Raw genomic sequence first — 24,565 nt, 5'->3', positions numbered from 1 at the left:
ATATTAACTATGTAATTGTTAGCAAGTACTAATTAATATTATTTTTATAGGAGAAAAATATGCCAAGTTTAAAATCAGGTAATTATTCAGTTATTGCCAAAGAATATGAAAGTGAAAGCATGCCACTTGAAATTAGTATAGATAATAATAAAATTACCAAAATAACTCCAAAACGAGAGATGATACCAGGTAGCTTAGAAGAAACAGTATTTACTAAAATACCAAACGAGATTATCAATAAACAGAGCCTTGAAGTTGATGCAATTTCAGGAGCCACTCATTCAGTAAATGGTCTAATAAATGCCGTAGGCAAAGTAATAAAACAAGCTGGAGGCAACTTCGATACTTTTAAACCGATTTTAAAAGAAAAAGATACACAGAATACGAAAACAAGTAATATCACTAATGAAAAACAAGCTAAATACTCAAAATGGCAATCAAAGCCAAATAAAATCTATAAAGAATATGATACAGATTTATTAATTGTAGGAGCAGGAATTTCTGGATTAGCAGCTGCAGTTCAGTCTCGACAATTAGGAATGGAAACTATTGTTATTGATAAAAACGGTTTTGTCGCTGGAAACGGTGGTGGCGTTGAAGGAATTTTTGGAATTAACACTCAAATGCAGCAAAAAGCTGGAATTCATGCAAATAAAGAAGAAATTATTTCTAAGGAAACAGAATTAGGACAATATCGGGTAGATGGATCTTTTTGGGTAGACTTAATAAATAACTCTGCATCAAATATTGAATGGTTATTAGATTTAGGCGTAAAGCTAACCAATGTTGATGACTACCATGGAACTTGCATGTTTCCGACATTTCATTGGTTTAAGGGGGGCTTTGCATCAGTTGGTTATGTTCCATACATGAAGAAAAAAGCCGATGAACTAGGCGTTAAGTTTTTATTGGAAACATCTGCAACGAGTATAATTTATGATGATAGTAAAGTAATTGGAATTTATGCTAAAACTCCACAAGGTTTTATAAAGATTAATGCCAAAGCAACGTTACTATCAACTGGAGGTGTCGGACATAATCCTAAGCTTCTTGAGGAACAAGGATGGTCAACAGAAAACATTCATTATTGCTCAATGCCAAGTAACACCGGAGATGGATATCAAATGGCTATGTCGGTTGGAGCAAAAGATATGTTGAAAGAATCACCGGAATTTATGATGAACTATATTCAAGCTTTTCCACATGAAGGTGTGCATTTGTACCTTGATCCTATTAACGGGTTTATGTCACTTCCTTCAGGTGGTCCAGTTGTTTTTGTCAACCAAGATGGACGAAGAATTGTTGATGAAAATGTTAAAAAATATAACCTACTTTACCAACGCATGGCTATTAAATCCACAAAGGTAACTTATGAAATCTTTAATCAGAAAATCTACGAGAAGTTAACAGAAAATGTTGAAAACGCTAATAGTATTTTAAATGAAGCAGTAGAAACTAATGAAGGCGAATCCCTATTTAAAGCTGATAATATTAGTGACTTAGCAAAAGCTGTTGATTTATCACCTGAAGTTCTAGTTCGCACAATGAGTAATTACAATGATTTTTGCAAGGCAGGTCGTGATTTAGAATTTAATAAAGATAAAGAAATGCTTGTTTCAATGGAAAATGGTCCATACTATATTGCCAGACTTGATCCCTCTAACTTAATTGGAGTTGGTGGTATCGGTTCAAACCAAAAGTTTGAAGTTATTACTGAGAAATTTGAAAAAATTTCAGGATTATATGTTTCGGGTATGGACTCTACTATGCAATACCGGGACGTTTACACCATTACATTAGGTGGCTCAGCTTGTGCTCATAATGTTAACTCTGGCAGACATGCTGCTATGAATGCGAAAGAATATATTACTAATCTATAAAAAATATAAAAAAGCTTTCTTTTAAAGAAAGCTTTTTGTTTGCTTTATTAAGAGTTGACTACTTTAGTTCCGTGTAGCTGATTGACGCCTAAAACTTGCACTATTTTGTTTTGGTTAACTGTAGTTATTCCGCCGCCTGGTAATATTTCAATTTTATTTTGGGCCCATTCTACAAGTTCTTTTAAGTGAGCAAAATTGTCTGAGATTGGTTTTTCCAAGTTTCCACCATGAGTTAGAATGCGTTTTACCCCTTTTTCTGCCAGCCAGTTTAAAGAGTCTCTTTGATTACTGACTGGTATTTCATCAAAAGCCATGTGCATTACAACTTCTAAGCTAGAAAACTCAGCCATGTTAATTAACTCACTCATTTGAGTTTTATTTAATTGCTTATCAGTATTCAAACAGCCAAAAGCTACTCCATCTGCCCCAAGTAAACCAACTGCCTGAAGATCATCTCTCATTATCTGAAATTCATCGTGATTGTAGACAAAGTCACCACCTCGTGGTCTAATCATTACTACAACAGGAGTGCTCTTTTCATGTGCATATTCAACAGATTTTTTGATTACACCAAAAGACGGAGTCGTTCCACCTGCTGACAAATCATTGTTTAGCTCAATTCGGTTAGCTCCAGCTGCAATTACACTTGGAATATTTGAGAAATTTTCAACACAAGCTTCCTTTAGCATTTTATCACCGTTTTCTTTTTGTGAATTAAACTTAGTCGATAGTCATATGTCTCTTTTTTTCATAATCGTCAAGCCATTTTTGTGACGCAGGAAAAATCGTAGTTGAGCCGTGTCCACTTGGTTCTGCGATCATAATTTTCGGTTCTTCTTGCTTAGTTGCTACACAAAATGCAAACTCAACGTTGGTAGCAACTCCCCATTCCCCATTCTTATTTAAGGCAATAAGAGAAATTGCATCACAAGTTCCGTATCTGGCCGTTAGTTTCTGAACAAACGGAAAAAGTGACTGATCACAAGCTTCTTGTGGCGATAAGCCATCAGCCATTTTTCTGACAATTTCGTATGACAAACACCCCTTCATTATGTCCTCACCTAAACCAGTAGCTGCAGCGCCACCTACTTGGCTATCGGCGTAAAATCCCGATCCTGAAAGTGGCGAATCGCCAATACGACCATTTTTCTTCATAAAGAGACCGGAAGTTGAAGTTGCGGCAGCTATCGAACCACTTTCGTCAAGCGCTACTGCACCAACAGTATCATGACCATCATAAGCAGTTAGTTGCCCTTGATAGCGGTCTTGGACCTTTTTTTGCCAAGTTGATTTTGCCTTATCAGTAAGCATATTAGTCATTTCAAAACCATTTTGCATGGCAAATTTGGTTGCTCCTTCGCCAACTAAAAAACTATTTGTTTTGTTATGACTGAGCAGGCGAGCTACTGACACAGCATTTTTAACGTTTTCAATTGCTGCAACAGATCCTTGGGCTAAAGTATCACCATTCATAAAAGCGGCATCCATTTGAACAACACCATCTTCATTTGGCAAACCGCCGTAACCAACTGATTTATATTCAGGAGTTGATTCAACTAAATTAATCAGTTTTTCCACTGCGTTTCCAGCTGATTCGTTTTTACTTAAAAGTGAACTCGCTTTTTTTAAACCGTCAAATGACATTCTCCAAGTCGATATGGTTGCCCAAGTCATAACATTAACCTTCCTTGATAATTAAACTTCTAAGTCATATATTAGCAAAAAGATTGACCTAATTGCACCCCTTAGAACATAAAAAAGGTTTTGAACTTGGGGTATAAAAAGTTCAAAACCTTTAAAATTTTAATTACCACATACCAATCACTTTAGTCCAAACTAGCCCACCTCCTAACCAGATGATATTAAGTACAACACCAATTATTGCACTTAATTTCCACCAGTCTTTGTTAGAAACATAACCAGTCGATGATAGCAGTGCAGCTGGTCCAGCTGAATAGCTAGAAGTTGACAAGTAAAGTGAGCCATCTAAAGCTAACATTAAGGCAGCCATCACCGGTGGAACTCCTGCTCCAATTGCGATAGACAAAAAGCCGGCGTAAAGTGCAGAAATTTGGGTTGAAACGCTTGGGAACAAGTAGTGTAAGTAAAAGTATGCTAAGTATAGAATTACTAAAACCAGTACCCAGTTCATGCCATGAAGCATGCTTCCCAAGGTTTTTGAAAACCACGGGAAAAAGCCTAAAGTCATTAGTTTTTTTGACATTAACATAATTATTGATAACCAAGTCAGAATATTCCAGGCAAAACTCTGGCCCAAGATGTCCTTTACATTAATTACTCCACAAACAAGTAACAGTGCCACAGCAATAAAACTTACTAAAGTGGCATCAATTTCAAATTCAGGTCCAATTAACCAAAGCACAACCGAAAGTAAAAATACAACTCCCATAATCTTCTCGGCAGATGTCATTTTACCCAGTTCCTTCATCTTACTATCGGCCCAGGCATGAGCATTAGGAGTTTCCTTAATCTTGGGTGGGTAAATCGTGTATAAAATAAACGGTACAACAAGCAGTGAAATCAAGCCTGGGACAATTGCTGCCATAAACCATTGCATCCACGAAATTGTGATATTTTGTGTTTTAGCAATACCCAAAGCAACCATATTACCTGCAAGACCAGTCAAGAACATTGTTGAAGTAACTATGTTAACTTCATATTCATTGAAAACTAGAAACGAACCCATGTCACGTTCAGTACCCTTTTTAGGATCTGAACCCATCTCTTTTGAGAGGTTATCGATGATGGGATACATAATGCCATTTACACGGGCATTATTACTTGGAATACCGATTGCTAAAACTGTCTCCACTAATGAAAGTGCATAAGCTAATCCCAAAGTTCTTTTGCCAAAAGTTTTTACAAAAAAGTAAGCAATTCTCTTGCCTAAGCCTGACTTGATAAAGCCGGCTGCCAAGAACATACACATCGCAACCATCCATGCTGTAGAGTTGCCAAAGCCAGCAGTAACTTCTTCCATTTTAAAAATGCCGGTTAGCGTTGCGATAACAACTGCAATAATTGTAGTGGCCATCATTGGTAATGGTTTAGTCACACATGCAACAATTGTAGCAATAAAAATTGCAAACAAATGCCAAGCTTGGACATTGATTCCTACAGGTTTAATTGGCGTAAGTACCCACAGTATGAGTCCTGTTGCCAGTGGTAAAATCCACTTTTTCCATTCAAATTTATCTAACATTTTTTCTCCTCGCATATTTATTTTTCTGCTTTTTGGATTGCTCGATTGACAGCTTCTTCTAACGCTTTAGTAGTAGTTGAAGCGCCGGAAATCACGTCGACATTTGTTGAATTCTGTTTGACCATTTCTTGTGGTATACGCTCTATTGCCACCGCACCAATCCCTTCTGTCTCATGGTTTTCCAAAACTTCAATACGTCTAATTGTATTGTTTTCATAAGTAACTCGTACTAAAATGCGACCACCTATTCCTGATTCAGAAGAACCCAAATACTGATTTTCTTTCAAATCAATTTGCTCTTCTTTACTACCATTTACTAAATCGTTAATTTTGGGAACCTGATCAGTCAAAGGAACTTTTTCAAGTGGTACCATTTTTGCAGAGTTCTCACCAGCAATTTTTCCAAAGATGAGACATTCTGCTAAATTACCGCCTCCTTGGTATCGATTAACACACATTCCTCCCAATTCGCCTGCACTGTACAAGCGACTAATCGGATGGTTAGCAGTACTCAAAACACGAGCCTGCTCATCATGTTCAGGTCCCCCTTGAGTATTTAAAACTGCTGGCGCTAATTTAACTGCATAAACAGACCCAGTAATGTCAAAAGCTTCAAGGGTTTCTGGCGAGCGACCAAATTCTATATCATTGCCATTAAGAGCAAACTGATTAAATTTAAGAACGGTATCTTTTAAATTCTTGACTGGTATCGCGATTTTTTCTGCTAATTTATCTACTGAGCTCGCCTTAATTACTTTGTCAAAGAACTTCTGATATTTTAAAGTTTGGTTATCGTGCTCTTGAACAAATTTGTCATACTGCTTTTGATCAAATACTAGCCAAGCATTGTCATACGCATGCGGTAACAGATAATCACCATGTTGATAAATGTGACCATGCCTGAATTTAGCATCTTCTCGCATAAACCGAGAACCATCATCAGCAATAGCAAAAATTGAACCAGACTTAATATTTTTCCAGCCACTCACTTGACGTCCGCGTTCGTTTTCATCTTCAGCAATGACGTAACTTGGAACAAGTCCCAGAGATTCGTAGTTAGCTAGATGCCACATTTTGGCACCTACTTCAGCAGCCATTTTTATACCGTCACCTTTGTTGTACAAGGTGCCAAGTGGAGTTAATTTGGTAATGTGTAAGTAATCTTGTTGCATTTGCTGGTTGTTTTCAAAACCACCAGTTGCCAATACAACTCCTCGTCTGGCATGAATATAATAATCTCTGTGATTGCGATTAATTATGACCCCACAAACTTCTCCGCTTTCGGAATCTTGTAAAAGATTCTTAGCAGCTGAATTAAGCCAAATATCAATTTTTTCTTTGCGATCCAATACTTTTTGACGAATTATTTTCCATAACTCAGCATCGAAATCACGATTATGAACAAGCGCAAAGTCAAAAGTATCCGCTCCTTCATATTCAGGATATTCACATAAATTTTTCTTCTTTGCCAAATGGTCCTCTGGTTTGCAGTCAGTTGACCAAATAAATGGATCAATATTATAGTATTTTTTGAAATATTCTGGCATCTGAACAAAACCATCTAGATAAACATCCATAGTTTTCTCGTCAACTGCAAATGGTGCGGCAAGCTGTTGATAATACGTAGAGATTTTTCCTTTATCATGAGCCATTGCTACATGCTGAGCCGAATAACGTGTATTTCCGCCTTCATGACCATAAGGAGCAGCATCAACTAATAAAACCTTAATGCCATTATCGGCTGCAAATCTTGCAGCTGTCCCACCAGCTCCGCCAAAACCTAAAACAATTACATCGTATTCTCCGTTCCATTTAGTTTTTTTATCAATTTTCATTTTTGTTCTTCTTTGCTACTTTTAATGTTATCAATTGCCTGCTTAACAGCATCTTTAAAGGCAGAACTCGTTGTACTTGCACCACTGACAGCATCAATATCCGTTGTTTGTTTTTCAAGCATCGCTTTAGTCAAAACTGGTATTGCTTTTCCGCCAAGATATGGCGTTTCTTTTTGCTGAAGAGTTTCAATATTGATTAATTTACCTTCATCAACGGTTACCCGAACTACAATTGGTGTATCATTGATTCCATTTTCACTGATACCTATACCTTGATTTTCATTAGTTTCATAATTTGTAGTTGAAAAATGGGCATCAGATTTTAAGTCAGAATTGTTTGAAGCTGCGGTTACAACATCAAGATTGACTTTATCGATTTTGCGCTTTGGCTTTGCCGCGTTTTCACCAGCAATTTTTCCTGAAATAAGTAAATCAGCAATACTGTTAGCACCTACATACTTTGTAGCAAAAATATCGCCAAGTTCACCCGCTTCATAAAGGTGCGGAATGACATTATTTTCTAAATCTAAAACTTCACAATTCTCGTTGCGACGAGCTCCACCATGCGTATGCAAAATATTATGACGAATCGGAATTGCGTAATATGGTCCATTTTTAAAACTACGCATAGTTTTAATGCTTCGGTTTAAGAGCATATCTCGTTTCTTTTCAGCAGCTAGGAAGTTAAAGTCTGCAACTGCTTCGGGTAGTTTAGGTGCTTTAATTTGGTCAGCTAATTCGGCGATTGTTTTGGCTTTAATTGCATAAGAAATCAATTCTTTAACTTGTGTTGAATTAGCGGAATCATCATTCAGAAGCTGCTCGTATTGCTTTTGATCCATGATGATATGGGGATGATTTTGGTTAGGTAACATAATCCAGTTACCGTGATTGTACTTGTAACCGTGTCGATCTTCTTCATCTTCACGATAATATCGAGTACCATCATCTCCAGCAACAAAAATACTGCCGTCGAACAAGCTCTTCCAGTTGATCATGTAAGCAAATTTTTCTCTAGGCTTACCTTCATTTAGAGAAAATCCATGAGAATCATAATTGGTCATGTGCCATAGGCGTGCGCCTGCTTCAACTGCTAAGTCGATGCCCTTTCCCTTATTGTACAGAGATCCGATTGGTGCTAATGAACCTTGTCCTAAAAACGTCTGTACCATATCTTGATTATTCTCAAATCCACCACAGGATAAGACAACTCCATTTTTAGCCGCTATATTTCGATTAATTCCTTTATGTTTAATCTGAACGCCAATTATCGTTTTCGTATCGGGGTCTTGAATCAAGTGCTCTGCTGGACTTGAGAACCAAATATCAATTTTATCCAAACGCTCGTATACTTTTTTTCGAAGCAATTTCCAAAAACCGCCGTTATACATTCCGACAGTCATACTTTGAGAGCGCATGGTGTCCGCATGAGCGTATTCAGGATATTCACCTTTTGGTCGTCTTCCTGTATATTGCGCATCAATGCCAAAGTACTTTTTGGAGTATTCTTTCATCTTTAAGACATTGCTGACAAAAGCATCTAGCGCTTTAGGATCGTACTTAAACGGAAAATAGGTTTGTTTATAGTAGTCGCGTAAATCACTAAAATTATCGCTCCAAGCAAATGCACCACCGGCATAGCGTGTATTACCACCTTCGTCTCCTTCAGGAGCAGCGTCAACCAGCAAAACCCTAGCATCTTGATCGGCCGCAAATCTTGCTGCCCCAGCACCTGCTCCACCAAATCCAACTACGATTACATCGTAAGTCGAATCCCATTTAACTGTTGAATCGTAGATCATTTATTTGCCACACTTTCTTAACACTCTATTTATAAATGAAATATATCCTGTTTCATTTATGTAGTCCAATTTATTTTCACACTGGTTTAGTAATACTTATCTGTAAATAAATGTTGATGTTATAAGGTTTATTGCAATTATGGGTTAGATTTAATATAATCAAAAAAGATAAGATTATAAAAATTATTTATTTAATTCTAGGAGATCATAAATGAACGAAAAAGATCTGCTTTATTTTTGCAAATTAGTCGAAACAGGTAATTATACTGCCACTGCTGCTATCTTTGATGTGACTCAGCCAACTATCTCAATGGCAATTAAGCGATTAGCTGATAAATTTGATGACCCCCTTATTTTGCAAAAAAATCGAAAGAGCAAAATTACTTTAACCGATGCTGGAACACTGCTTTACCAAAAAGCCAAAATCTTATTACGAGAAATTTCTAGCATCGATCATGACGTTAGACATGCCAGCGATAAAAAAATCCGGCTTGCCTTCTCAGGTGAAGCCGGAAATTACTTTATTGCGGATATTATTGCCGAATTTTATCAAGCTGGATTAACTAATCTTATCGAAACAAATATTGAAAGATCAGCAGATGCCTTTTCAGATTTGACTAATGGAGAAGTTGATGTGGCAATATATTCGTGGATGGTTCCCATCAACGATCCAGAGTATTTTGTTCATAATCTTAAACGAACTGAATTGGTGATTATCACAAGCCAAGAAGATGCTTGGAAAGATGTTCTTGAAATAAGTGCTTCCGACTTACGTGAACGAAAATTTGTTGCCCGGTCTCGCGGTTTTTTAACCAGGGAATGTCTTGAGGAAGTTGGAAAGTTGGGTAATTTCTCACCCAATGTAATATACACTACTAAAACTATGCAAACGATGATTAACTTAGTCAAAAGAAATGTGGGCATTGCATTAGCAATGGAAAGTAGCCTAAAAGACCAAAGCGGTCTTCATATTATTAGGATGAAACCAGAGCAAAAAATATACGCTTATATGCAAATTGCAATGCGCAAAAGCTTTGTACCAAATAAGTATCAACGAAAAGGAATTGAGATTTTACGTCATTTTAAACCATGATGTTTTTAAAAACCTGCTAAAGGCAGCCTTTATGAATAAAAATCACTTTAAAGTAAAAAAACTCATGATTGTGAAATCATGAGTTTTATTATTAAGCTAATACATTGAATAATAATGCAGCTAATCCACTACCGACTAACGGTGCAACAACTGGAATCCAACTATAGGACCAGTCAGATTTACCTTTATTAGCGATTGGCATTAACTGATGGGCTAATCTTGGACCGAAGTCACGTGCTGGATTAATAGCAATTCCCGTAGGCCCACCAAGTGATAAACAAATCGAAGTGATTAGGAAACCTGCTAGTAACGGATTCAAGCCATCAGCTAAATCTCCGTTTGTCAGCGCTAGTAAGCCATACACCAAAACAAAAGTTGCAATTCCTTCGGTAAAGAAGTTCCAAACGTAATTCCGAATCGCTGGAATTGTTGCAAAGGAACCCAAAATTGCTTCTTGATCATTAGTTTCGGCCCAGTGAGGATAGTATGTTAACCATACTAAGATTGCTCCAACAAAAGCACCTGCAATTTGTACCAAAAAGTATGGTGCAACTGATGACCACGGCAATTTGTGTGCAATCGCCATACCAAAAGTTACAGCAGGATTATAATGACCTGGACAAAGCCAACGAGCACAATACACACTGAAAGCAACTGCAAAGCCCCAACCAAACGAAGTAACAATCCAGCCACTTCCTTTAGCCTTTGACTTGTTCAAGTTTCCACCTGCACAAACCCCATCACCTAGCAGAACTAGAATGGCCGTACCCAAGAACTCGCCTACCAATTGCATCGTAAAGTTATTATTCATTTTTCTACTCCTACATCGATTATTTGGCTACAAAGTAGTCTTTTGAAATAATTATCTGTAGTAAATTACTCCCGCATTAAATATATAACTTTATTCAATGTTTGTAAATTGGGTCTTCTATTTTGTACGAGTTTTCATCTTGTTTTCTTAGAAAAATTCTGGTTAAAATTAGGATTTATAGTGCAACGTTCAAAATCTAACCACAACTTACTTACTTTATTCTTTAATAGTTAGCGGCCGAAGCTGTTCTTCTATCTGCTCAATATTTACACCAGCTTGTACGAGGCTGGCTGCAGTGTATGATCCTTCAATAAAAGCTGTGTCATATACATGAACTGTTTTGTCAGTCATTTCAACTGCCATCTCTAAGTTCATCTTTGCGCTGCCTAAATCATAAAAAGCCAGTATTTCGTTGGCTTTGTTGTCATTAAAGGCTTGCAAAATTTTATCCATACTAGTGCCAATATCTTCATTATTTGTACCACCAGCTGTCGTTATTGAAACGTCCTGAGCAACTTGATCTAACAGTTTTTTAATACCAAAAGCAATTTCTGGTACATGAGATACAATTGTAATTCCTAAGTTCATAAGATACCGTCTGTTTCTATCAACGCTTCAAATAAATATCCACTTGACTGGGATCCGGGGTCGACATGTCCTGCAGAACGATCGCCTAAGTAGGAAGCTCGTCCCTTTTTGGCAATCATTGGCTTAGTTGCTTCAACCGCAGCAGTTATTTTACCCTCAGTCAACGTTTGATTCTTAATTTCCGGTAACAAGCTTGTCCAGACATCAACCATTGTTTTATCGCCAGGTCTAGCACCACCACGTTTTTCGATTCCAGCTAAACCAGCCTCAAGCAGGTCATAAATATCATTGGTAGAACTACTTTTTTTAGCCATTTCAAGAAAAGCTGTACCGTATAAAGGGCCCGAAGCACCACCAACTGTTGAAATTAAAGTCATGGCTATTTGTTTAAAAGCATCAGTAATTGTTGCAGGCTGATCAGTTAACTTTTTACTGACTGCTTCCATACCGCGATTCATATTGAAGCCATGGTCTCCATCACCAATCGGTGTATCTAAATCACTTAAAAACTGCTTATTATCAGCAATTTTTTGGGTGAATTTGTTCATCCATACGGTTAAATTTCCAACTGTTATTGCCATTTAATTATTTTCCTTTCTTTTTTACCATGCCATCGTCTCAACAGGAGTATTCAAATATTTTAGCCATTTATCATCTTGCAATTCAAAAAGTGTAAGTGAGATACCTGCCATATCAAGTGAAGTCATATAATTACCAATTTTTATAAAGGCTGGCCTAACACTATATTCAGCAAGTTTATCATAAAGATCATTTGTAAAAATATACTGCTCCATTAGTGGAGTCGCTCCCATTCCGTTAACCAAAACTGCATATTTCTTTTGGCCATCAAGGCTCATTTCATCATTTAGTTTGCCTACTAGCTCAGTAACCAACTCTTTAGCCGGTTTGCTTTTTTCGCGGCGGTAACCAGGCTCGGAGTGAATGCCAACGCCAAATTCAATTTCATCGTCATTTAATACGAAACCAGGCTTGCCAGTTTCCGGGTTAGTTGCCGCCGATAAGGCAACGGCAATTGTTTTGATATTTGGCAAAACCTTTTCGGCTAATTCGGCAATTTCGTCTAAACTGGCTCCGCTTTGGGCGGCTGCACCAAGAATTTTATGCATAAAAATTGTTCCAGCAACGCCACGCCTCCCCTGCGTATATGTACTATTTTCAACAGCAATATCATCATCAACCACAATTGATTTAACCTTAATATCATCCATATTAGCCATATCTTTGGCCATATCAAAGTTCATCACGTCGCCAGAATAATTTTTAATAATTAAAAAGACTCCTTCTCCTTGATCAACCGCCTTGATAGCAGCATAAATTTGATCCGGAGTGGGCGAAGTGAAAACTTGCCCGCAAACTGCCGCACTGAGCATTCCTTTGCCTACAAAGCCTGCGTGCGTTGGTTCGTGACCTGAGCCTCCGCCACTAACTAGACCAACTTTTCCCTTCATTGAATCCTTGTTAGAGCGCACAACTGCCTCTGTATCTTCAGCACGTTCAATGTATTGGGGATATGCTTTAAGCATACCGTTGACCATTTCCGAAACCACATCACTTGGATTATTAATTATTTTTTTCATTTTAAAAGCTGCCTCCATTAAATTAGTAGCAATATATGATAATTATAACAATAAGCGCTTTCATCTACTATAAATAAAATAAAAAAGTGAAGTTTTTAACTTCACTTTTTCTACTTACTTTCTGGTAATTTTGTACCTGTTTGATCGATCAGAATTTGGATGCTCTGCCGCATAACCACAAGCAACAATGACACTTGCTTCGTAATCTTCCGATATGTCTAAATTATTTTTTAACTCAGCATCGGAATTTAAAATTCTAGCTGCATTCATTAAGTAAACTGAACCTAAACCTAAACTAGTTGCCTCAATCATAATATTTTCTGCGGCAACTGAAGCATCGCGTTCACCAAAAATACTGCTTCTCTTTACGCTTATTACAAATAAAAGTGGAGCACCATAACAAGCATTTTCGGTTAAGGTTTCAATTTTGTTAAGTAGGTGATTATCTTGAACAACGGTCATTCTCATGTCATCTGTTTGATGCATTCCACATGGCGCTGCTTGGAAAGCAACGATTAATTTCTCAACATCACCTGCAGCGACTTTGTCATTCATATATTTCCTGATTGCCACCCTTTTTAAGATTGGATCATCCATTTTTAAGCATCTCTTTTCAAAAGCCAGATATTAAAAGTTAAGCAGAAAGTACTTTTGCACTCTTTTTATCCAAGGTTGACCACTTGATTAAGTAGTTACCATTAACTACAACATACTTAACACCATTAATCTTTTTGGTTTTAGTAACGATAACTTTAGCGCCTTTTTTAATGTAAAATCTGTTGTTACGCTGACCATTAAGATCATAGACATACGCATTTGTCTTTAGCTTATATTGAACTGCCTTAAACAGTTCAACATTCTTGACACTGATATATCTATTTTTCTTCCCATTATATCCAATAAGAACTTTACCATTAGTGGTTGTAATTGTTCCAACCGCAATCACAGTACCTTTTTTTAACTTCTCGTTTTTAACACGCTCGCCTTTTCCGTTGTATACATAAGAAGTTTTAGTTAATTTTGCATATTTATTTCTTAAGGAAATAGCCTTATTAAGGTCCTCAGTATTAATTGTTTGTGAACCGGTATTGTTATTTCCGGTATTCGGACTTTGCGAATCATCAGTACTTGGCTTAGTTTGATCATTGGCTGCAGTCGTACTATTAGCCGGAGTTGAAGTAGTATCAGCTAAAATTGGAGTAACAGCGTTTAAACTCAATACAATTGCTGCAGCACTTGTTATACTTAACATTACTTTTTTCTTCATATTAATACCTCATTATAAAAATTATCTAAATACATTTTACTACTTTAGATTACCAATTTCTTAGGTAAAATATTTTTAAACGCTAAAAACTAGCTTAAATTTATAATTTCTTTTAAGGTATAAGAATAAGATTTGCTTTATACTAGTCAGGTAAAGAAATCAAATTCACTGACAAGGAAGGTCAACATGGAACAGGAAAAAAGCGAAACTATCGAGATTTTAGTCACTATTGATCAAAATTACATTAAACCACTCGAAGTAATGATGTATTCGATGAGACTTAATAACTTAGACGAAACACTGCGAGTTTGGCTTATACACGATAATATTGATAACTCTGCCCTCTCCGGTTTAGAAAAATTTGGCGAAAAAATTAATATTGAAATTAAAACCGTAGCTATGAACGAAAATATTATTTTCCCAGATTCGTTACTTAATTTTCATGATTATCCTAAAGAAATGTACTTTAGACTTCTTTCTAGCCAAGTTTTGCCTAATGATTTACACCGAGTAATTTATCTTGATCCAGATATTTTGGTGATTAACTCGATTAAACCGCTTTGGGATTTAGATTTAAAGGGTCAAATGTTTGCCGCTTCAGTACACGAAGGTTTAACTGATATTATGAGCTCCATTAACAATATCAGACTAGGAACATCAACTGGCTACTTTAACTCCGGAATAATGCTCATGGATCTTGATAAAATGCGTCAAAAAATCAAAATTGAAGACATTACTAAGGCAATTGAGGAGCATCATGATACCCTTATTTTGCCTGATCAAGATATTCTAAACTACCTGTATGGCGAAGATATTTTGAAGATTCCTGAAACGCGCTGGAATTACGATGCTCGCGCTTACTCAGTTTATCTTACTAGAAGTACCGGAACGTGTAATATAGAATGGGTTATGGAGAATACTTCTATATTACATTTTTGCGGTAAGCCCAAGCCTTGGCAAAAAGAAAAGCATTCGCGTTTTAAAACACTATATTTAAACTATCAGCAAATGGTCAATCGCACATTAAATCAACAAAAATAAATTAAAGATTTTGCTTTTTTTTCTTGAAGCGTGGACGAACTGTGATAAAATATAAGAAGTTGTCGGATATCAAGCGACACAAAGCATCACGTGCTTTATGCTTAGTTTAATGTAAGTGATGTTTAAAGAATATTTTTTAGAAAAGAGAAGAGAACATGGCATCAATTAATAAATCTGAACTCACTAAGGAAGTTTCAGCAAAAACTGGTCTTAAGCAAAAAGACGCAGAAAAAGTTATCGATTCATTAATCGAATCAATCAAGGACAACTTGTCAAAAGGCGAAAAAGTCCAAATTATCGGCTTTGGTTCATTTGAAGTTCGCGATCGTGCTGAAAGAAAAGGTCGAAACCCTCAAACTGGTAAGACTTTAACTATTCCTGCTACTAAAGTACCTGCTTTCAAGCCAGGTAAAGCTTTAAAGGATGCTGTTAAATAATTTTATTTAATCAAAAAAACAACAGGTTGTTGGCACCTGTTGTTTTTTTGTGCTAGCGACTTTGATGATTCAATCGCTTGGCTAAGAAATCTCCTATAATCTGTACAATAAAAATTAAAATGATTACCAATGCGGTAGCAACAAAAGTAACATCATTATTAAAGCGCTGATATCCATATGAAATTGCTGTATTACCTAAGCCACCGGAACCAATAGCTCCTGCCATTGCAGTTAATCCAATTAAACTAATAATAGTTACAGTCGAAACTCGTGCTATTTCAGAACGTGCTTCATTTAAGTAAACGTTAAAAATAATATCCCAAGTTGTGGCTCCTAAACTCTGCGCAGCTTCAATTTTGCCATGGTCGACACTTTCAAGTGCCACTTGAATTTGTCTAGCATAAAATGGAAAAACGCCTAAAGTCAACGGTACAAGTGCAGCATTGATACCAATTTGTGTTTTAGCAATTATTTGCGTAACAGGTGCAATAAAGGCCAATAGAATAATAAAAGGTATTGCTCGAAAAATCGAAACAATTTTATCACAAATATTGAAGATAATTTTATTCGGTCGAATACCATCGTCTTTGGTCAGTACGAGAATCAACCCAAAGATAATTCCTAATAGACCGCCAAATATACCTGACCAAAAGGTCATAAATAGTGTTTGATAAATGCTTGTGGCCCAGCCAGTATCTCCGGTCCAACCAAGACTGACTACATTTGGAAAAACTCTATTAAACCAACTAATCATATGGATTCCCCTTTTCATTTAACCGTGTAACTGCTACTTCTTCTTTTTGAAGAAATTCCACGGTCTGCTTTTGCTTTTCACTATCACCTTTAACTAAAACTAATAAAGTCCCAATTGGTTCATCATCAAGCAATTCTACATTACCATACAGCATGCTTGCTTCTACTCCAACTTCACGATATAGATCGATAATAATTGTTTTTGTTACATTAGCCACGCTATAAACTAACTGGTAAATAGCTTCACTGTCGCTTAGTGAATTCAAATTAAGCGATTGTAAGGTATTAATGACTTCAAGCGAACCGCCAACAAAGCTCTTAGTTAGTTCATTCTTGGGATGAAGAACAACATCCCTTAATCTTCCTTTTTCAACTACCTTACCTTGCTGCATTACTGCCACTTTATCACAAATCTTTTTTACTGCACTCATTTCATGCGTAATAATTACAATAGTTAAACCAAGTTCTTCTTTTAGTTTTTTTAGTAAAGTCAAAATTTGTTGGGTATTTTGTGGGTCTAGTGCGCTTGTAGCTTCATCAGAAATTAAGATATCAGGATCATTTGCTAAGGCTCTAGCTATTGCTACACGCTGTTGCTGTCCCCCAGATAATTGAGCAGGATAAAAGTCAGCTTTCTCCTTTAGGTCAACTAATTCTAGTAACTTAAAAGACTTTTCTTCAACCTCTTTTTCTTTTAAGCCTGAGTGCTTGAGCGCAAATGCAACATTTTCTACTACAGTTATTTCGTTTAGCAAATTGAAGTTTTGAAAAATCATTCCAATTTTCCGACGGGCTAACTGTAAGTCTTTATTTGAAATGGCTTGCTCCCCGTCTCTAATAAAGTCAGTTCCATTAACTTTAATATTGCCTGCGGTTGGTTTTTGAAGCAGATTAATCGTCCTAACCAAAGTTGACTTACCTGCTCCCGAAAATCCCACTATTCCATAAATATCTCCTTTTTCAACGGTTATATTTACGTCATGAACAGCATGAACAACTTTTCGTTTTTTTTCAGAAAAATCAACATTGACATGTTGCAGTTCGATAATACCCATTACAATCTCTCCGTTCGCTTAAACTAACTAAAACTTAATGTCCCAAGCAGTTTTTTGCATATCACCATAGTATTTTTTATCAAGACGCTTAGTTTCTTCTGTTTGGTAAGCTTTAACAACTGCCAAGTAATCCTTTTTCTTTTCTTCGCCTTTACGAGAACAAATGATATTAACCCACTTTAATGAATCTTTATTTACGGGTTCAACAAAGATTGTTTCTTTCTTACCTAAACCTGCAGGACGAGCAAAGTCATTGTTAACAACCGCTGCATCTACAGAATCAATTACCCGACCACATTGGTCAGCATTAATTTCTTTAATCTTCAAATTCTTTGGATTCTTCACAATATCTGCAACTGTAGCAAGTTCTTTTCCTTTACGTAAATCAATTAAACCAGCGTTCTTTAAAACAAAGAGAGCACGTGATTCATTGCTGGCATCATTTGGAACTGCAATAGTTGCACCATTTGGTAAATCTGAGATTTTATGGTACTTCTTTGAATATAAACGAATTGGGTTAATTTCAGTACGCCCAATGGCAACAACACCGCCTTTGTTTGCTTTATTCCAAGCGTTTAAAAATGCGTAATGCTGAAAGGCATTTAGATCTATATCACCATTTTTAACGGCCTTATTTGGTTGGTTGTAATCCGTAAAGTTTTTAATCTTTATAGTCACTCCATATTTCTTTTTGGCAGTCGCCGCTACATGATTCCAAATATCCCGTTTTGGTTTTGACTCACTAACAATTCCAACAGTTACTACGTGATCGCCACCAGCTTTTTCATTATTTGGTTTTGGTCCAAAACTAAACCAGCCAATAATTATTAAAATTACAGCAACAATTACTCCAATAATAATATTTCTATTTCTCTTCTTCGACATTTGAGAAACCTCCAAAATAAAACAAAAAAGCACTCATCCTATTAACAAGGACGAGTGCTTCGTGTTACCACCTTAAATTTATTTATTACTCACGTAATAAAACTCAACAGCTATCAATCAATAGCTTGCAATGCTATCGGATGCAACTCCGCCGAAAGCTAAATATCACTATCGGTCATCAATTAGAAGCCCATGTTCACTATGCCTTGCTGTCTGACTCTCACCAAACTGTCAGCTCTCTTTATCAACAAAAGAAATAGTTACTCTGCTTTTCAAGATGTATTAATTATTTAATTGTTTATTAATTTAGCATTTGATTTTATATCTGTCAACAAGTAAATTCGAAAAAATTATTTTATTAGAATCATTATGCTGATTCAGATAGATATTCTCTACAATCATAATATATATCACATTTATCCACAATCAAAAATATAGCCTACATTTTAATTTACAAATTTCCATTCGTTAAGTGCAAAATATTAACTTTTAAACCTAGATGGATAATTTAAAGAACTTTTCATTTTGCTTTTTTTGTTTAAGTTAAATTAAAAACTGACCCAATTAGGATATTTTTGTGATTGTTTTTAAGCGTATTTTTAACCAAAATTATGACAGTAAAATCATCGGCATTATGCTATAGTAAGTAAAGAAAGGAAGCTAATTATGAATAAGTCAACCGAGAAGTTTTCCGAAGAAAAATTTAATAACTTGAAAATTACTGAAGCCGACTTGGTACGCGATTTACAAGCTGTGGTTAAAGACCCTGATAAAGAAGCTGATTTAAAGGATGATATTTTTAAAAATCACCAAAAATGGCTAAAACTAGTAATGCCCAACTACACCCCTGAAGTTCACCTTGAACTGGTTAATAGCTATGAACAAAATGAGCGATACCAATCTTACTACGATGATAAGGCTGGGAAAGGAGCAGCAAAGATATTAATCAGAGTAGTCAAGGAACATTTAACTAAATAAAAGGAGAAGTTTTTTATAACAGGCTTCTCTTTTTTAATTACTATTATTTAATGAAACCAGTGTATTCGTTTATCAGTAAAAGCTAACACGTTATTGCTAATATACAAAACGTAAGTGCAAAATAGTGTTAAGTTCGTATCTCCTTGAAAAGCAGTTACACCACATTAGCATAATTTTGTGCATTAATTGAAATTACAATATAGATAATCGTTGATAATAGTCCTAAAACGCCATTAATAGGTATAGCATTTAGTAATTGCAAGTGTACAAGTAAACCATAATACCGCAACAACCATAGTAATCAGAGAAATATAATTTAAGGGCGAAGAAATGGTCGATCCAATTTTTAGCCCTATTCCGAGCATTAAAATCAGGTAAGTCTTAAGCTTCACCCACGCATTAGGTTAATGTACCAACCAAAGTAAAAAAATCAGTTTGCAATTAAAAATCATCTCTTCTATCTGTTTTTCTTAATTGTACTAACAAGAACTTGACATATATCATCTAGAGCAAAAAATCAAAATTATTTAGCTCGATACTTTATTATTGCTATAACCAATAGTAAATTTCAGAAATAAAGGTGCAATTACAGTTGTAAGCACAATTACCCCTACCACAGTTGAGTACGCTGAAGAAGTAAGTAGATGGCTGCTTAAACCAATCTGCGCTATAACTAATGCCATTTCCCCACGAGAAATCATTCCGGAAGCAACTCGAAACGAACTAATAAATGAAAAGCCAGCTATTTTTGCTCCAATTCCGGCTCCAAGAAGTTTTGATAAGATACTGCTAATTAAAAGAACAAAAAAGAAAGCTAAATTACGAAAAATTCCAGTTAAACTCATTTCAAGCCCAATACTGGCAAAAAAAACAGGAATAAAAGTGCTATATCCAAGGTCAGTAAAGCTTGTCTGTAACCTGTCTTTAAAAGAAGATTGACTTAAGGATAATCCAACAAAAAAAGCACCAATTGCACTACTTAGGTCTATTTGTTCCGCACTTACCGACACCGCTAAAACAATTATTATACACATCACTATGTCCGCAGAAGGTAACGAAATATTACGGGAAATTTTAATCAACCAAGGAAAAAGAATAAATCCAACAGAAACTAAGATAACTAAAAAGCCAACTTGAAGTATCAGTGACCAAATCAAGGTTGACTGTGTTGATGAACTAGCTTTTGTCGTTTTAATAATATTAGTTAAAATGCTTAGTAGAAAAACAGCCAGTATATCATCAACCACAGCTGCTCCTAAAATAGTCATCCCCTCTTTTGTTTCTAGACAATTCATTTCCTGCAAAACAGCAACTGAAATAGAAACAGATGTTGCCGCGAAAGTTACGCCTAAAAATAAACTACTCATTTTAGAAAATTGAAAAAGAACCCCAATCCAATAGGCTATCAAAATCGGTATAATCACACCAAGTGTTGCTACTAAAATACTGGGGCGCCATAATTTTTTTAGAATTTCTAAATCACTTTCCAAACCCGCTAAAAACATCAAGAGAATTACGCCAAGATCTGCAAAACTCTTTATTAAACTATTAGGCTGAACAAAATTAAGTAGCGCTGGTCCAATAACAATTCCCGCTAATAGTTCTCCAATAACTGCTGGTAATTTACATTTAACGCTTACTTGCCCACCTATCATCGTTGATAGAAGTATTAATCCTAATGAACCAATTGCTTTCATTACCCTTCCAACTTTCCAAACCAAAAAGGCTCTCAAAAATTGTCTAGGCAACCCAAACCTAGTGACAATTCTTGAAAGCCAATGACTCCAACCGAAATTATTTTTAATTATTATAACGACAATTCATGAAAAATGTAAACTAGTTTCTATATGATATATTCTTTACATGTAGAAGATAGATATAAATTATCCTTTTAAAAACAAAGCTTTATCATCTTTAATCTTTTAGTCAAGCTTTTAAAAAATTGTTTTTAAATTAAACGCAGTATAGCTAATGAAACTATTCCTACTGCAACTATTACTAGCAGCGATTTAGTAATCATTGCGGCCAAAAAAGTTGGCAATGAAGCTAACAAGTAGTCAAAGTTAACTTTTGGCAAATGTCCGGGAACAGCAATAAATAAGTTGCTAAACCACAAGGCAGCCATTATTACAATCGGTACAAAGGAAAGAAAGTCAATAACTATTTTGGGTAAAGTAAACTTTTTTAGTAAAACAAATGGCAAAACTCGAGAAAGCCAGGTTGCTAACCCACAACCAATTATCGTTATTATTGTCTTATTAGTAGAAAGCATGTTTAATCACCATCCCTAAAATACACCCAATTACTGTAACAGCAATAATAACTAAATTAGCTGGCAAAATTGTTGTAAGTATATATGTTAAGACCATAGTTAAAATGATAACAATAACTTGAAGTGATTTCTTTAGCTTCTGATCACTAATTACTTGAAGATATAATAAGCCAATAAACATTGCTACTATTGCAAAATCAAGTCCAAATTTTCTTGGATCTGAAATGAATCCACCAAGTAAAGAACCAACTAAGGTAGCCACAAGCCATGTTATGTAGGAAACAATATTGGCCGTATTAAACCACTCAAAGGTCATTTTTCCTTTAGTGTAATTTAACTTGTTAATTCCAAGAGCAAAACTTTCATCAGTTAATAATGTACCAATTAGTATACTCTTTCCTAGACTCTTTTTTCTGAAATGTGGTGCTATAGTAGTACTCATTAATATAACTCTTGAGTTAACTAAAAAGGTAGCCAGAATTATAGAAGCAATGGGACTTCCCGCTGCTAGCATGCTTACCGTAGTAAATTGGGCTGACCCTGCATAAATAATAACCGACATCAGAAAAACTTCAAAAGTTGAAAAACCGCTAGCGCGACCAATAACACCAAAGGCAATTCCAATCCCCAAGTAACCAAAAACTGTTGGTATAGTATCAATAACTGCTGCTCTTTTGGTAAGAGAACTATCCACTTTAACACTTCCTTTTAGAACAATCTAGTTAATAAAATATCTCAAGTTTAAATCGGTTATAATTTCACGTCAATATTTTTTAAGTTCGGAAAAGCTCACTTAAGTTCTACGAGCTAGTCACACTGTCAGCTGTTCAGATTTTAAATCAATAGTTAATTCAGCTGTCTAGTGAAAAATCTAAAAGAACCAAACTTTCTAAGAGAATAAAATAATAGGTGCTTAACTGCACTCTATTTTTCTTTCAATAGGAAATATGGAAAAAAGATCTGGAAATTTTGCATTAGTTAATAGCAAACTAAAATATAAAGACAGAACTAATTTTTAATATATATAATGGGAACTCATTGACAAACTTCTATAGAAGTTATGGGAGCCTATCTGTTATTTTATATTTTATTAATATAATAAAATCAATAATATTAACTCTATTATTAACCTAGTTTGGCTTACTGATAAAGAGTATAATTTATATAGTATATAATGCTGTAATGCCAATTTTACAACTATAATATTGGAGGACTAATGAATGAATCTCAAAAAAATGATTATTGCTACTTTAAGTCTTTTGGCAGTAGTATCAGTTGTCGGTTGCTCAAATAACAAATCAAGTAAATCAGGTGTTAATAACAAAACTGAGCAAAAAGCAGATCCAAATCAGGCAAAACTTGGTCTTAAAGCAAAATATGACCAAATAAAAGTTGGTTATCGGATAGACACATTCAAAAACAAGAAGTTCAAAAAGATAAAGGGAGCAACTTATAAAGAAGTAAAAGAGATTTTGGGTGAGCCAGATATCGCCTCAGTTTCTAAGTACAAGAATATAAAAACAACAGAGTATAGGTGGGAAAAGAAAAAAAGAGCTATTATAGTTGAGTTTGCTAATGGCAGAGCCGTTGGTAAAGATATTACCGTCTTAAAGAGTAAAGATGAACATGAAATTACTGTTAAAGAGTTTAATGCGGTAAAAGTTGGAAGTTCGTACGCTAGCATAATTAAGAAACTTGGTGAGCCCACCACACTAACTGAAGACATTAGATATGACGGCAAAAAACGGGTGTCGGCTGATTATGAATATTATAATAACAATAAAAAAAATGGAAGCAACCAAACTAAAGATAGTAAAATCTTCTATCTGCAATTTATTAATAATAAATTAGTAAGTAAATCTCGATATAACTCTAAATAACTTAAAAAACACTTTGAACAATTCAAAGTGTTTTTATATGCAATAATTGAGTTTATATTCAAAAAGTCTATGAAAAAGATGAGAAAACTGAAACTTGATTTGGATATTGTGCAGTAAGTAGTCTTGAAGAATTTAATATTGATAAATGGCTTATTTTATCTATAAAAACAGAGTTCTGAGTGATAGATACCCACACTGCCCTTATCCTACCCGTTACATGGAAAGTAAAAAGAGAATTCAAGATGATATCTTTCTAGTTCATTAATAACTCAAATAACATTATACCTATTTCGTATATTATTGATATAATTAATTAAGTACTGTACTAAATTACCTTTACAGTTTCAAAGGTGGAGAGTAATAGAGTTATTAACGAAGTCGTAAGCATTCTATATACGGCCTTGTCAATGGAGGAATAATGAAACGGATAAAGAAAATTATTATTGCTGCTTTTAGCGTTCTAATCGCAGTTTCAATAGTTGGCTGTTCGAATAAATCAAGCCAAAAAGCTGATCCAAACCAGTTCAGACGGGAATATAAAGAAAAATATGACAAAGTAAAAATCGGATCATATGATAAAGATGATACTAAAGGTACTACTATAAAAGAAGCAACCGATATTTTGGGCAAACCTAATTCTACTTTAACTACCAAAGACAGCCAAGGCACAAAGATTATAAAGATTAAGTTATATACCTGGAAGAAAAAGAAAATGCAAATTGCTGTTTATTTCAAAAAAAATAAGGCAGTTACGAAAGGCATTACTGGATTGGACTGGAAAAGAGACCAGAAAAACACTGTTAAGGACTTTGACGCTGTAAAACTTGAGAGCTCTTACAAGAGTGTAATTAAAAAATTGGGCGAACCTGATAGCATGGGCGAAGTTCGTGTACTAGATAATAAAAGTGTCACTTTAATTTATAATTTAGACACACCAAAAAATAAAGACAAAAAAGTCAAAACAGTAGGTAGGCTCATGTTCGATGATAATGATGAACTAATATATAAAGTAAAATCTAAAGTAAAATCTGCTGATTAACAAAAGGAACACTTCATTAGTTTGAAGTGTTTTTTGTTTGCTGAAACTCTGAAAGCAATTATTAACTATTACGCCCAATGTAACCTTAATTGAAACAGCAGTGGTTTAAAACTGTTAATCGAGATTGC

The 24,565-nt window shown here is 35.2% G+C and carries 24 protein-coding genes; 7 read left to right on the top strand and 17 right to left on the bottom strand.

Going from position 1 to position 24,565, the window contains the following annotated elements; all coding sequences use genetic code 11:
- The first annotated feature begins 59 nt into the window (after positions 1-59).
- Positions 60-1,880, top strand: a complete 1,821-nt coding sequence (locus tag AC2JF9_RS00990) for an FAD-dependent oxidoreductase (RefSeq protein WP_500724816.1) — start codon at positions 60-62, stop codon at positions 1,878-1,880.
- Positions 1,881-1,927: 47 nt separating this feature from the next.
- Here AC2JF9_RS00990 and AC2JF9_RS00985 read toward each other — a convergent pair whose 3' ends face one another.
- The 5 genes from AC2JF9_RS00985 to AC2JF9_RS00965 all read right to left on the bottom strand — a co-directional run bounded on the left by AC2JF9_RS00985 (position 1,928) and on the right by AC2JF9_RS00965 (position 8,740).
- The gene (locus AC2JF9_RS00985; RefSeq protein WP_500724815.1) at positions 1,928-2,569 is read right to left on the bottom strand and encodes a copper homeostasis protein CutC; all 642 of its coding nucleotides are present in this window, start codon (positions 2,567-2,569) and stop codon (positions 1,928-1,930) included.
- Positions 2,570-2,600: 31 nt separating this feature from the next.
- Positions 2,601-3,554 (bottom strand): glycosylasparaginase, encoded by a 954-nt coding sequence (locus tag AC2JF9_RS00980; RefSeq protein WP_500724813.1) that lies wholly within the window; start codon positions 3,552-3,554, stop codon positions 2,601-2,603.
- A gap of 133 nt (positions 3,555-3,687) precedes the next feature.
- Positions 3,688-5,103, bottom strand: coding sequence for a DASS family sodium-coupled anion symporter (locus tag AC2JF9_RS00975; RefSeq protein WP_500724811.1), 1,416 nt, complete (start codon positions 5,101-5,103; stop codon positions 3,688-3,690).
- Positions 5,104-5,120: 17 nt separating this feature from the next.
- Entirely contained in the window at positions 5,121-6,938 is a 1,818-nt protein-coding gene (locus AC2JF9_RS00970; RefSeq protein ID WP_500724810.1) for an FAD-binding protein, read from the bottom strand.
- Positions 6,935-8,740, bottom strand: coding sequence for an FAD-binding protein (locus AC2JF9_RS00965; RefSeq protein ID WP_500724809.1), 1,806 nt, complete (start codon positions 8,738-8,740; stop codon positions 6,935-6,937). The genes AC2JF9_RS00970 and AC2JF9_RS00965 overlap by 4 nt, the downstream gene beginning before the upstream one ends.
- A 211-nt stretch (positions 8,741-8,951) precedes the next feature.
- Here AC2JF9_RS00965 and AC2JF9_RS00960 point away from each other — a divergent pair, with 211 nt between their 5' ends.
- Positions 8,952-9,833: a LysR family transcriptional regulator gene (locus AC2JF9_RS00960; protein WP_500724808.1), complete on the top strand. Its 882-nt coding sequence runs from the start codon at positions 8,952-8,954 to the stop codon at positions 9,831-9,833.
- A gap of 91 nt (positions 9,834-9,924) precedes the next feature.
- Here the strand turns inward: AC2JF9_RS00960 and AC2JF9_RS00955 are convergent, their stop codons facing one another.
- The 6 genes from AC2JF9_RS00955 to AC2JF9_RS00930 all read right to left on the bottom strand — a co-directional run bounded on the left by AC2JF9_RS00955 (position 9,925) and on the right by AC2JF9_RS00930 (position 14,097).
- Positions 9,925-10,644, bottom strand: a complete 720-nt coding sequence (locus AC2JF9_RS00955) for an MIP/aquaporin family protein (protein WP_500724807.1) — start codon at positions 10,642-10,644, stop codon at positions 9,925-9,927.
- A 216-nt stretch (positions 10,645-10,860) separates the two neighbouring features.
- Positions 10,861-11,232, bottom strand: coding sequence for a dihydroxyacetone kinase phosphoryl donor subunit DhaM (gene dhaM, locus AC2JF9_RS00950; protein ID WP_500724806.1), 372 nt, complete (start codon positions 11,230-11,232; stop codon positions 10,861-10,863).
- Positions 11,229-11,813 (bottom strand): dihydroxyacetone kinase subunit DhaL, encoded by a 585-nt coding sequence (gene dhaL, locus AC2JF9_RS00945; protein ID WP_500724804.1) that lies wholly within the window; start codon positions 11,811-11,813, stop codon positions 11,229-11,231. Before dhaL ends, dhaM begins: the two co-directional genes overlap by 4 nt.
- 21 nt (positions 11,814-11,834) lie before the next feature.
- Positions 11,835-12,830 (bottom strand): dihydroxyacetone kinase subunit DhaK, encoded by a 996-nt coding sequence (gene dhaK / locus AC2JF9_RS00940; RefSeq protein ID WP_500724803.1) that lies wholly within the window; start codon positions 12,828-12,830, stop codon positions 11,835-11,837.
- A gap of 114 nt (positions 12,831-12,944) precedes the next feature.
- Complete coding sequence (locus tag AC2JF9_RS00935; RefSeq protein ID WP_500724802.1) at positions 12,945-13,427, bottom strand: nitroreductase family protein; 483 nt, start codon at positions 13,425-13,427, stop codon at positions 12,945-12,947.
- 37 nt (positions 13,428-13,464) lie between these two features.
- On the bottom strand, positions 13,465-14,097 hold the full coding sequence (locus AC2JF9_RS00930; RefSeq protein WP_500724801.1) for an SLAP domain-containing protein: 633 nt from the start codon (positions 14,095-14,097) through the stop codon (positions 13,465-13,467).
- A 186-nt stretch (positions 14,098-14,283) separates the two neighbouring features.
- On the opposite strand from AC2JF9_RS00930, the gene AC2JF9_RS00925 reads away from it, so the two are divergent.
- Both AC2JF9_RS00925 and hbs read left to right on the top strand, forming a co-directional pair.
- Positions 14,284-15,138, top strand: a complete 855-nt coding sequence (locus tag AC2JF9_RS00925) for a glycosyltransferase family 8 protein (protein ID WP_500724799.1) — start codon at positions 14,284-14,286, stop codon at positions 15,136-15,138.
- Between the two features lie 155 nt (positions 15,139-15,293).
- Positions 15,294-15,575 (top strand): non-specific DNA-binding protein Hbs, encoded by a 282-nt coding sequence (hbs, locus tag AC2JF9_RS00920; RefSeq protein ID WP_500724798.1) that lies wholly within the window; start codon positions 15,294-15,296, stop codon positions 15,573-15,575.
- A gap of 52 nt (positions 15,576-15,627) precedes the next feature.
- Here hbs and AC2JF9_RS00915 read toward each other — a convergent pair whose 3' ends face one another.
- Genes AC2JF9_RS00915 through AC2JF9_RS00905 form a run of 3 tightly spaced genes read right to left on the bottom strand, consistent with a single transcriptional unit; the run spans position 15,628 to position 18,268 of the window.
- On the bottom strand, positions 15,628-16,329 hold the full coding sequence (locus AC2JF9_RS00915; protein WP_500724797.1) for a methionine ABC transporter permease: 702 nt from the start codon (positions 16,327-16,329) through the stop codon (positions 15,628-15,630).
- The gene (locus AC2JF9_RS00910) at positions 16,322-17,383 is read right to left on the bottom strand and encodes a methionine ABC transporter ATP-binding protein (RefSeq protein ID WP_500724796.1); all 1,062 of its coding nucleotides are present in this window, start codon (positions 17,381-17,383) and stop codon (positions 16,322-16,324) included. The genes AC2JF9_RS00915 and AC2JF9_RS00910 overlap by 8 nt, the downstream gene beginning before the upstream one ends.
- Before the next feature lie 27 nt (positions 17,384-17,410).
- Positions 17,411-18,268 carry a MetQ/NlpA family ABC transporter substrate-binding protein gene (locus AC2JF9_RS00905; protein WP_500724795.1) on the bottom strand — a complete coding sequence of 286 codons (858 nt, stop codon included), beginning with the start codon at positions 18,266-18,268 and terminating at the stop codon, positions 17,411-17,413.
- A gap of 666 nt (positions 18,269-18,934) precedes the next feature.
- Between AC2JF9_RS00905 and AC2JF9_RS00900 the strand changes: the two genes are divergently transcribed.
- On the top strand, positions 18,935-19,246 hold the full coding sequence (locus AC2JF9_RS00900; protein ID WP_500724794.1) for a TipAS antibiotic-recognition domain-containing protein: 312 nt from the start codon (positions 18,935-18,937) through the stop codon (positions 19,244-19,246).
- 527 nt (positions 19,247-19,773) lie between these two features.
- On the opposite strand, the gene AC2JF9_RS00895 is transcribed toward AC2JF9_RS00900, so the two are convergent.
- From AC2JF9_RS00895 to AC2JF9_RS00885, 3 genes are all read right to left on the bottom strand, one after another.
- Positions 19,774-20,943 (bottom strand): cation:proton antiporter, encoded by a 1,170-nt coding sequence (locus tag AC2JF9_RS00895; protein WP_500724793.1) that lies wholly within the window; start codon positions 20,941-20,943, stop codon positions 19,774-19,776.
- 251 nt (positions 20,944-21,194) lie between these two features.
- A complete protein-coding gene (locus tag AC2JF9_RS00890; protein ID WP_500724792.1) occupies positions 21,195-21,518 on the bottom strand; it encodes an AzlD domain-containing protein in 324 nt (107 codons plus the stop codon).
- On the bottom strand, positions 21,505-22,212 hold the full coding sequence (locus AC2JF9_RS00885; protein ID WP_500724791.1) for an AzlC family ABC transporter permease: 708 nt from the start codon (positions 22,210-22,212) through the stop codon (positions 21,505-21,507). The genes AC2JF9_RS00890 and AC2JF9_RS00885 overlap by 14 nt, the downstream gene beginning before the upstream one ends.
- Before the next feature lie 526 nt (positions 22,213-22,738).
- On the opposite strand from AC2JF9_RS00885, the gene AC2JF9_RS00880 reads away from it, so the two are divergent.
- Both AC2JF9_RS00880 and AC2JF9_RS00875 read left to right on the top strand, forming a co-directional pair.
- Positions 22,739-23,398 (top strand): DUF3862 domain-containing protein, encoded by a 660-nt coding sequence (locus AC2JF9_RS00880; RefSeq protein ID WP_500724789.1) that lies wholly within the window; start codon positions 22,739-22,741, stop codon positions 23,396-23,398.
- Positions 23,399-23,816: 418 nt separating this feature from the next.
- Entirely contained in the window at positions 23,817-24,437 is a 621-nt protein-coding gene (locus AC2JF9_RS00875; protein ID WP_500724788.1) for a DUF3862 domain-containing protein, read from the top strand.
- Positions 24,438-24,565 lie beyond the last annotated feature (128 nt).

This window comes from Lactobacillus sp. C449L (assembly GCF_059900815.1).
This window is presented reverse-complemented; position numbering and strand designations above follow the sequence as displayed.

Bases quoted from the DNA above. Each gene is read 5' to 3' on its own strand.
- AC2JF9_RS00990 (WP_500724816.1), top strand. From the start codon at position 60: ATGCCAAGTTTAAAATCAGGTAATTATTCAGTTATTGCCAAAGAATAT.
- AC2JF9_RS00985 (WP_500724815.1), bottom strand. From the start codon at position 2,569: ATGCTAAAGGAAGCTTGTGTTGAAAATTTCTCAAATATTCCAAGTGTA.
- AC2JF9_RS00980 (WP_500724813.1), bottom strand. From the start codon at position 3,554: ATGACTTGGGCAACCATATCGACTTGGAGAATGTCATTTGACGGTTTA.
- AC2JF9_RS00975 (WP_500724811.1), bottom strand. From the start codon at position 5,103: ATGTTAGATAAATTTGAATGGAAAAAGTGGATTTTACCACTGGCAACA.
- AC2JF9_RS00970 (WP_500724810.1), bottom strand. From the start codon at position 6,938: ATGAAAATTGATAAAAAAACTAAATGGAACGGAGAATACGATGTAATT.
- AC2JF9_RS00965 (WP_500724809.1), bottom strand. From the start codon at position 8,740: ATGATCTACGATTCAACAGTTAAATGGGATTCGACTTACGATGTAATC.
- AC2JF9_RS00960 (WP_500724808.1), top strand. From the start codon at position 8,952: ATGAACGAAAAAGATCTGCTTTATTTTTGCAAATTAGTCGAAACAGGT.
- AC2JF9_RS00955 (WP_500724807.1), bottom strand. From the start codon at position 10,644: ATGAATAATAACTTTACGATGCAATTGGTAGGCGAGTTCTTGGGTACG.
- dhaM (WP_500724806.1), bottom strand. From the start codon at position 11,232: ATGAACTTAGGAATTACAATTGTATCTCATGTACCAGAAATTGCTTTT.
- dhaL (WP_500724804.1), bottom strand. From the start codon at position 11,813: ATGGCAATAACAGTTGGAAATTTAACCGTATGGATGAACAAATTCACC.
- dhaK (WP_500724803.1), bottom strand. From the start codon at position 12,830: ATGAAAAAAATAATTAATAATCCAAGTGATGTGGTTTCGGAAATGGTC.
- AC2JF9_RS00935 (WP_500724802.1), bottom strand. From the start codon at position 13,427: ATGGATGATCCAATCTTAAAAAGGGTGGCAATCAGGAAATATATGAAT.
- AC2JF9_RS00930 (WP_500724801.1), bottom strand. From the start codon at position 14,097: ATGAAGAAAAAAGTAATGTTAAGTATAACAAGTGCTGCAGCAATTGTA.
- AC2JF9_RS00925 (WP_500724799.1), top strand. From the start codon at position 14,284: ATGGAACAGGAAAAAAGCGAAACTATCGAGATTTTAGTCACTATTGAT.
- hbs (WP_500724798.1), top strand. From the start codon at position 15,294: ATGGCATCAATTAATAAATCTGAACTCACTAAGGAAGTTTCAGCAAAA.
- AC2JF9_RS00915 (WP_500724797.1), bottom strand. From the start codon at position 16,329: ATGATTAGTTGGTTTAATAGAGTTTTTCCAAATGTAGTCAGTCTTGGT.
- AC2JF9_RS00910 (WP_500724796.1), bottom strand. From the start codon at position 17,383: ATGGGTATTATCGAACTGCAACATGTCAATGTTGATTTTTCTGAAAAA.
- AC2JF9_RS00905 (WP_500724795.1), bottom strand. From the start codon at position 18,268: ATGTCGAAGAAGAGAAATAGAAATATTATTATTGGAGTAATTGTTGCT.
- AC2JF9_RS00900 (WP_500724794.1), top strand. From the start codon at position 18,935: ATGAATAAGTCAACCGAGAAGTTTTCCGAAGAAAAATTTAATAACTTG.
- AC2JF9_RS00895 (WP_500724793.1), bottom strand. From the start codon at position 20,943: ATGAAAGCAATTGGTTCATTAGGATTAATACTTCTATCAACGATGATA.
- AC2JF9_RS00890 (WP_500724792.1), bottom strand. From the start codon at position 21,518: ATGCTTTCTACTAATAAGACAATAATAACGATAATTGGTTGTGGGTTA.
- AC2JF9_RS00880 (WP_500724789.1), top strand. From the start codon at position 22,739: ATGAATCTCAAAAAAATGATTATTGCTACTTTAAGTCTTTTGGCAGTA.
- AC2JF9_RS00875 (WP_500724788.1), top strand. From the start codon at position 23,817: ATGAAACGGATAAAGAAAATTATTATTGCTGCTTTTAGCGTTCTAATC.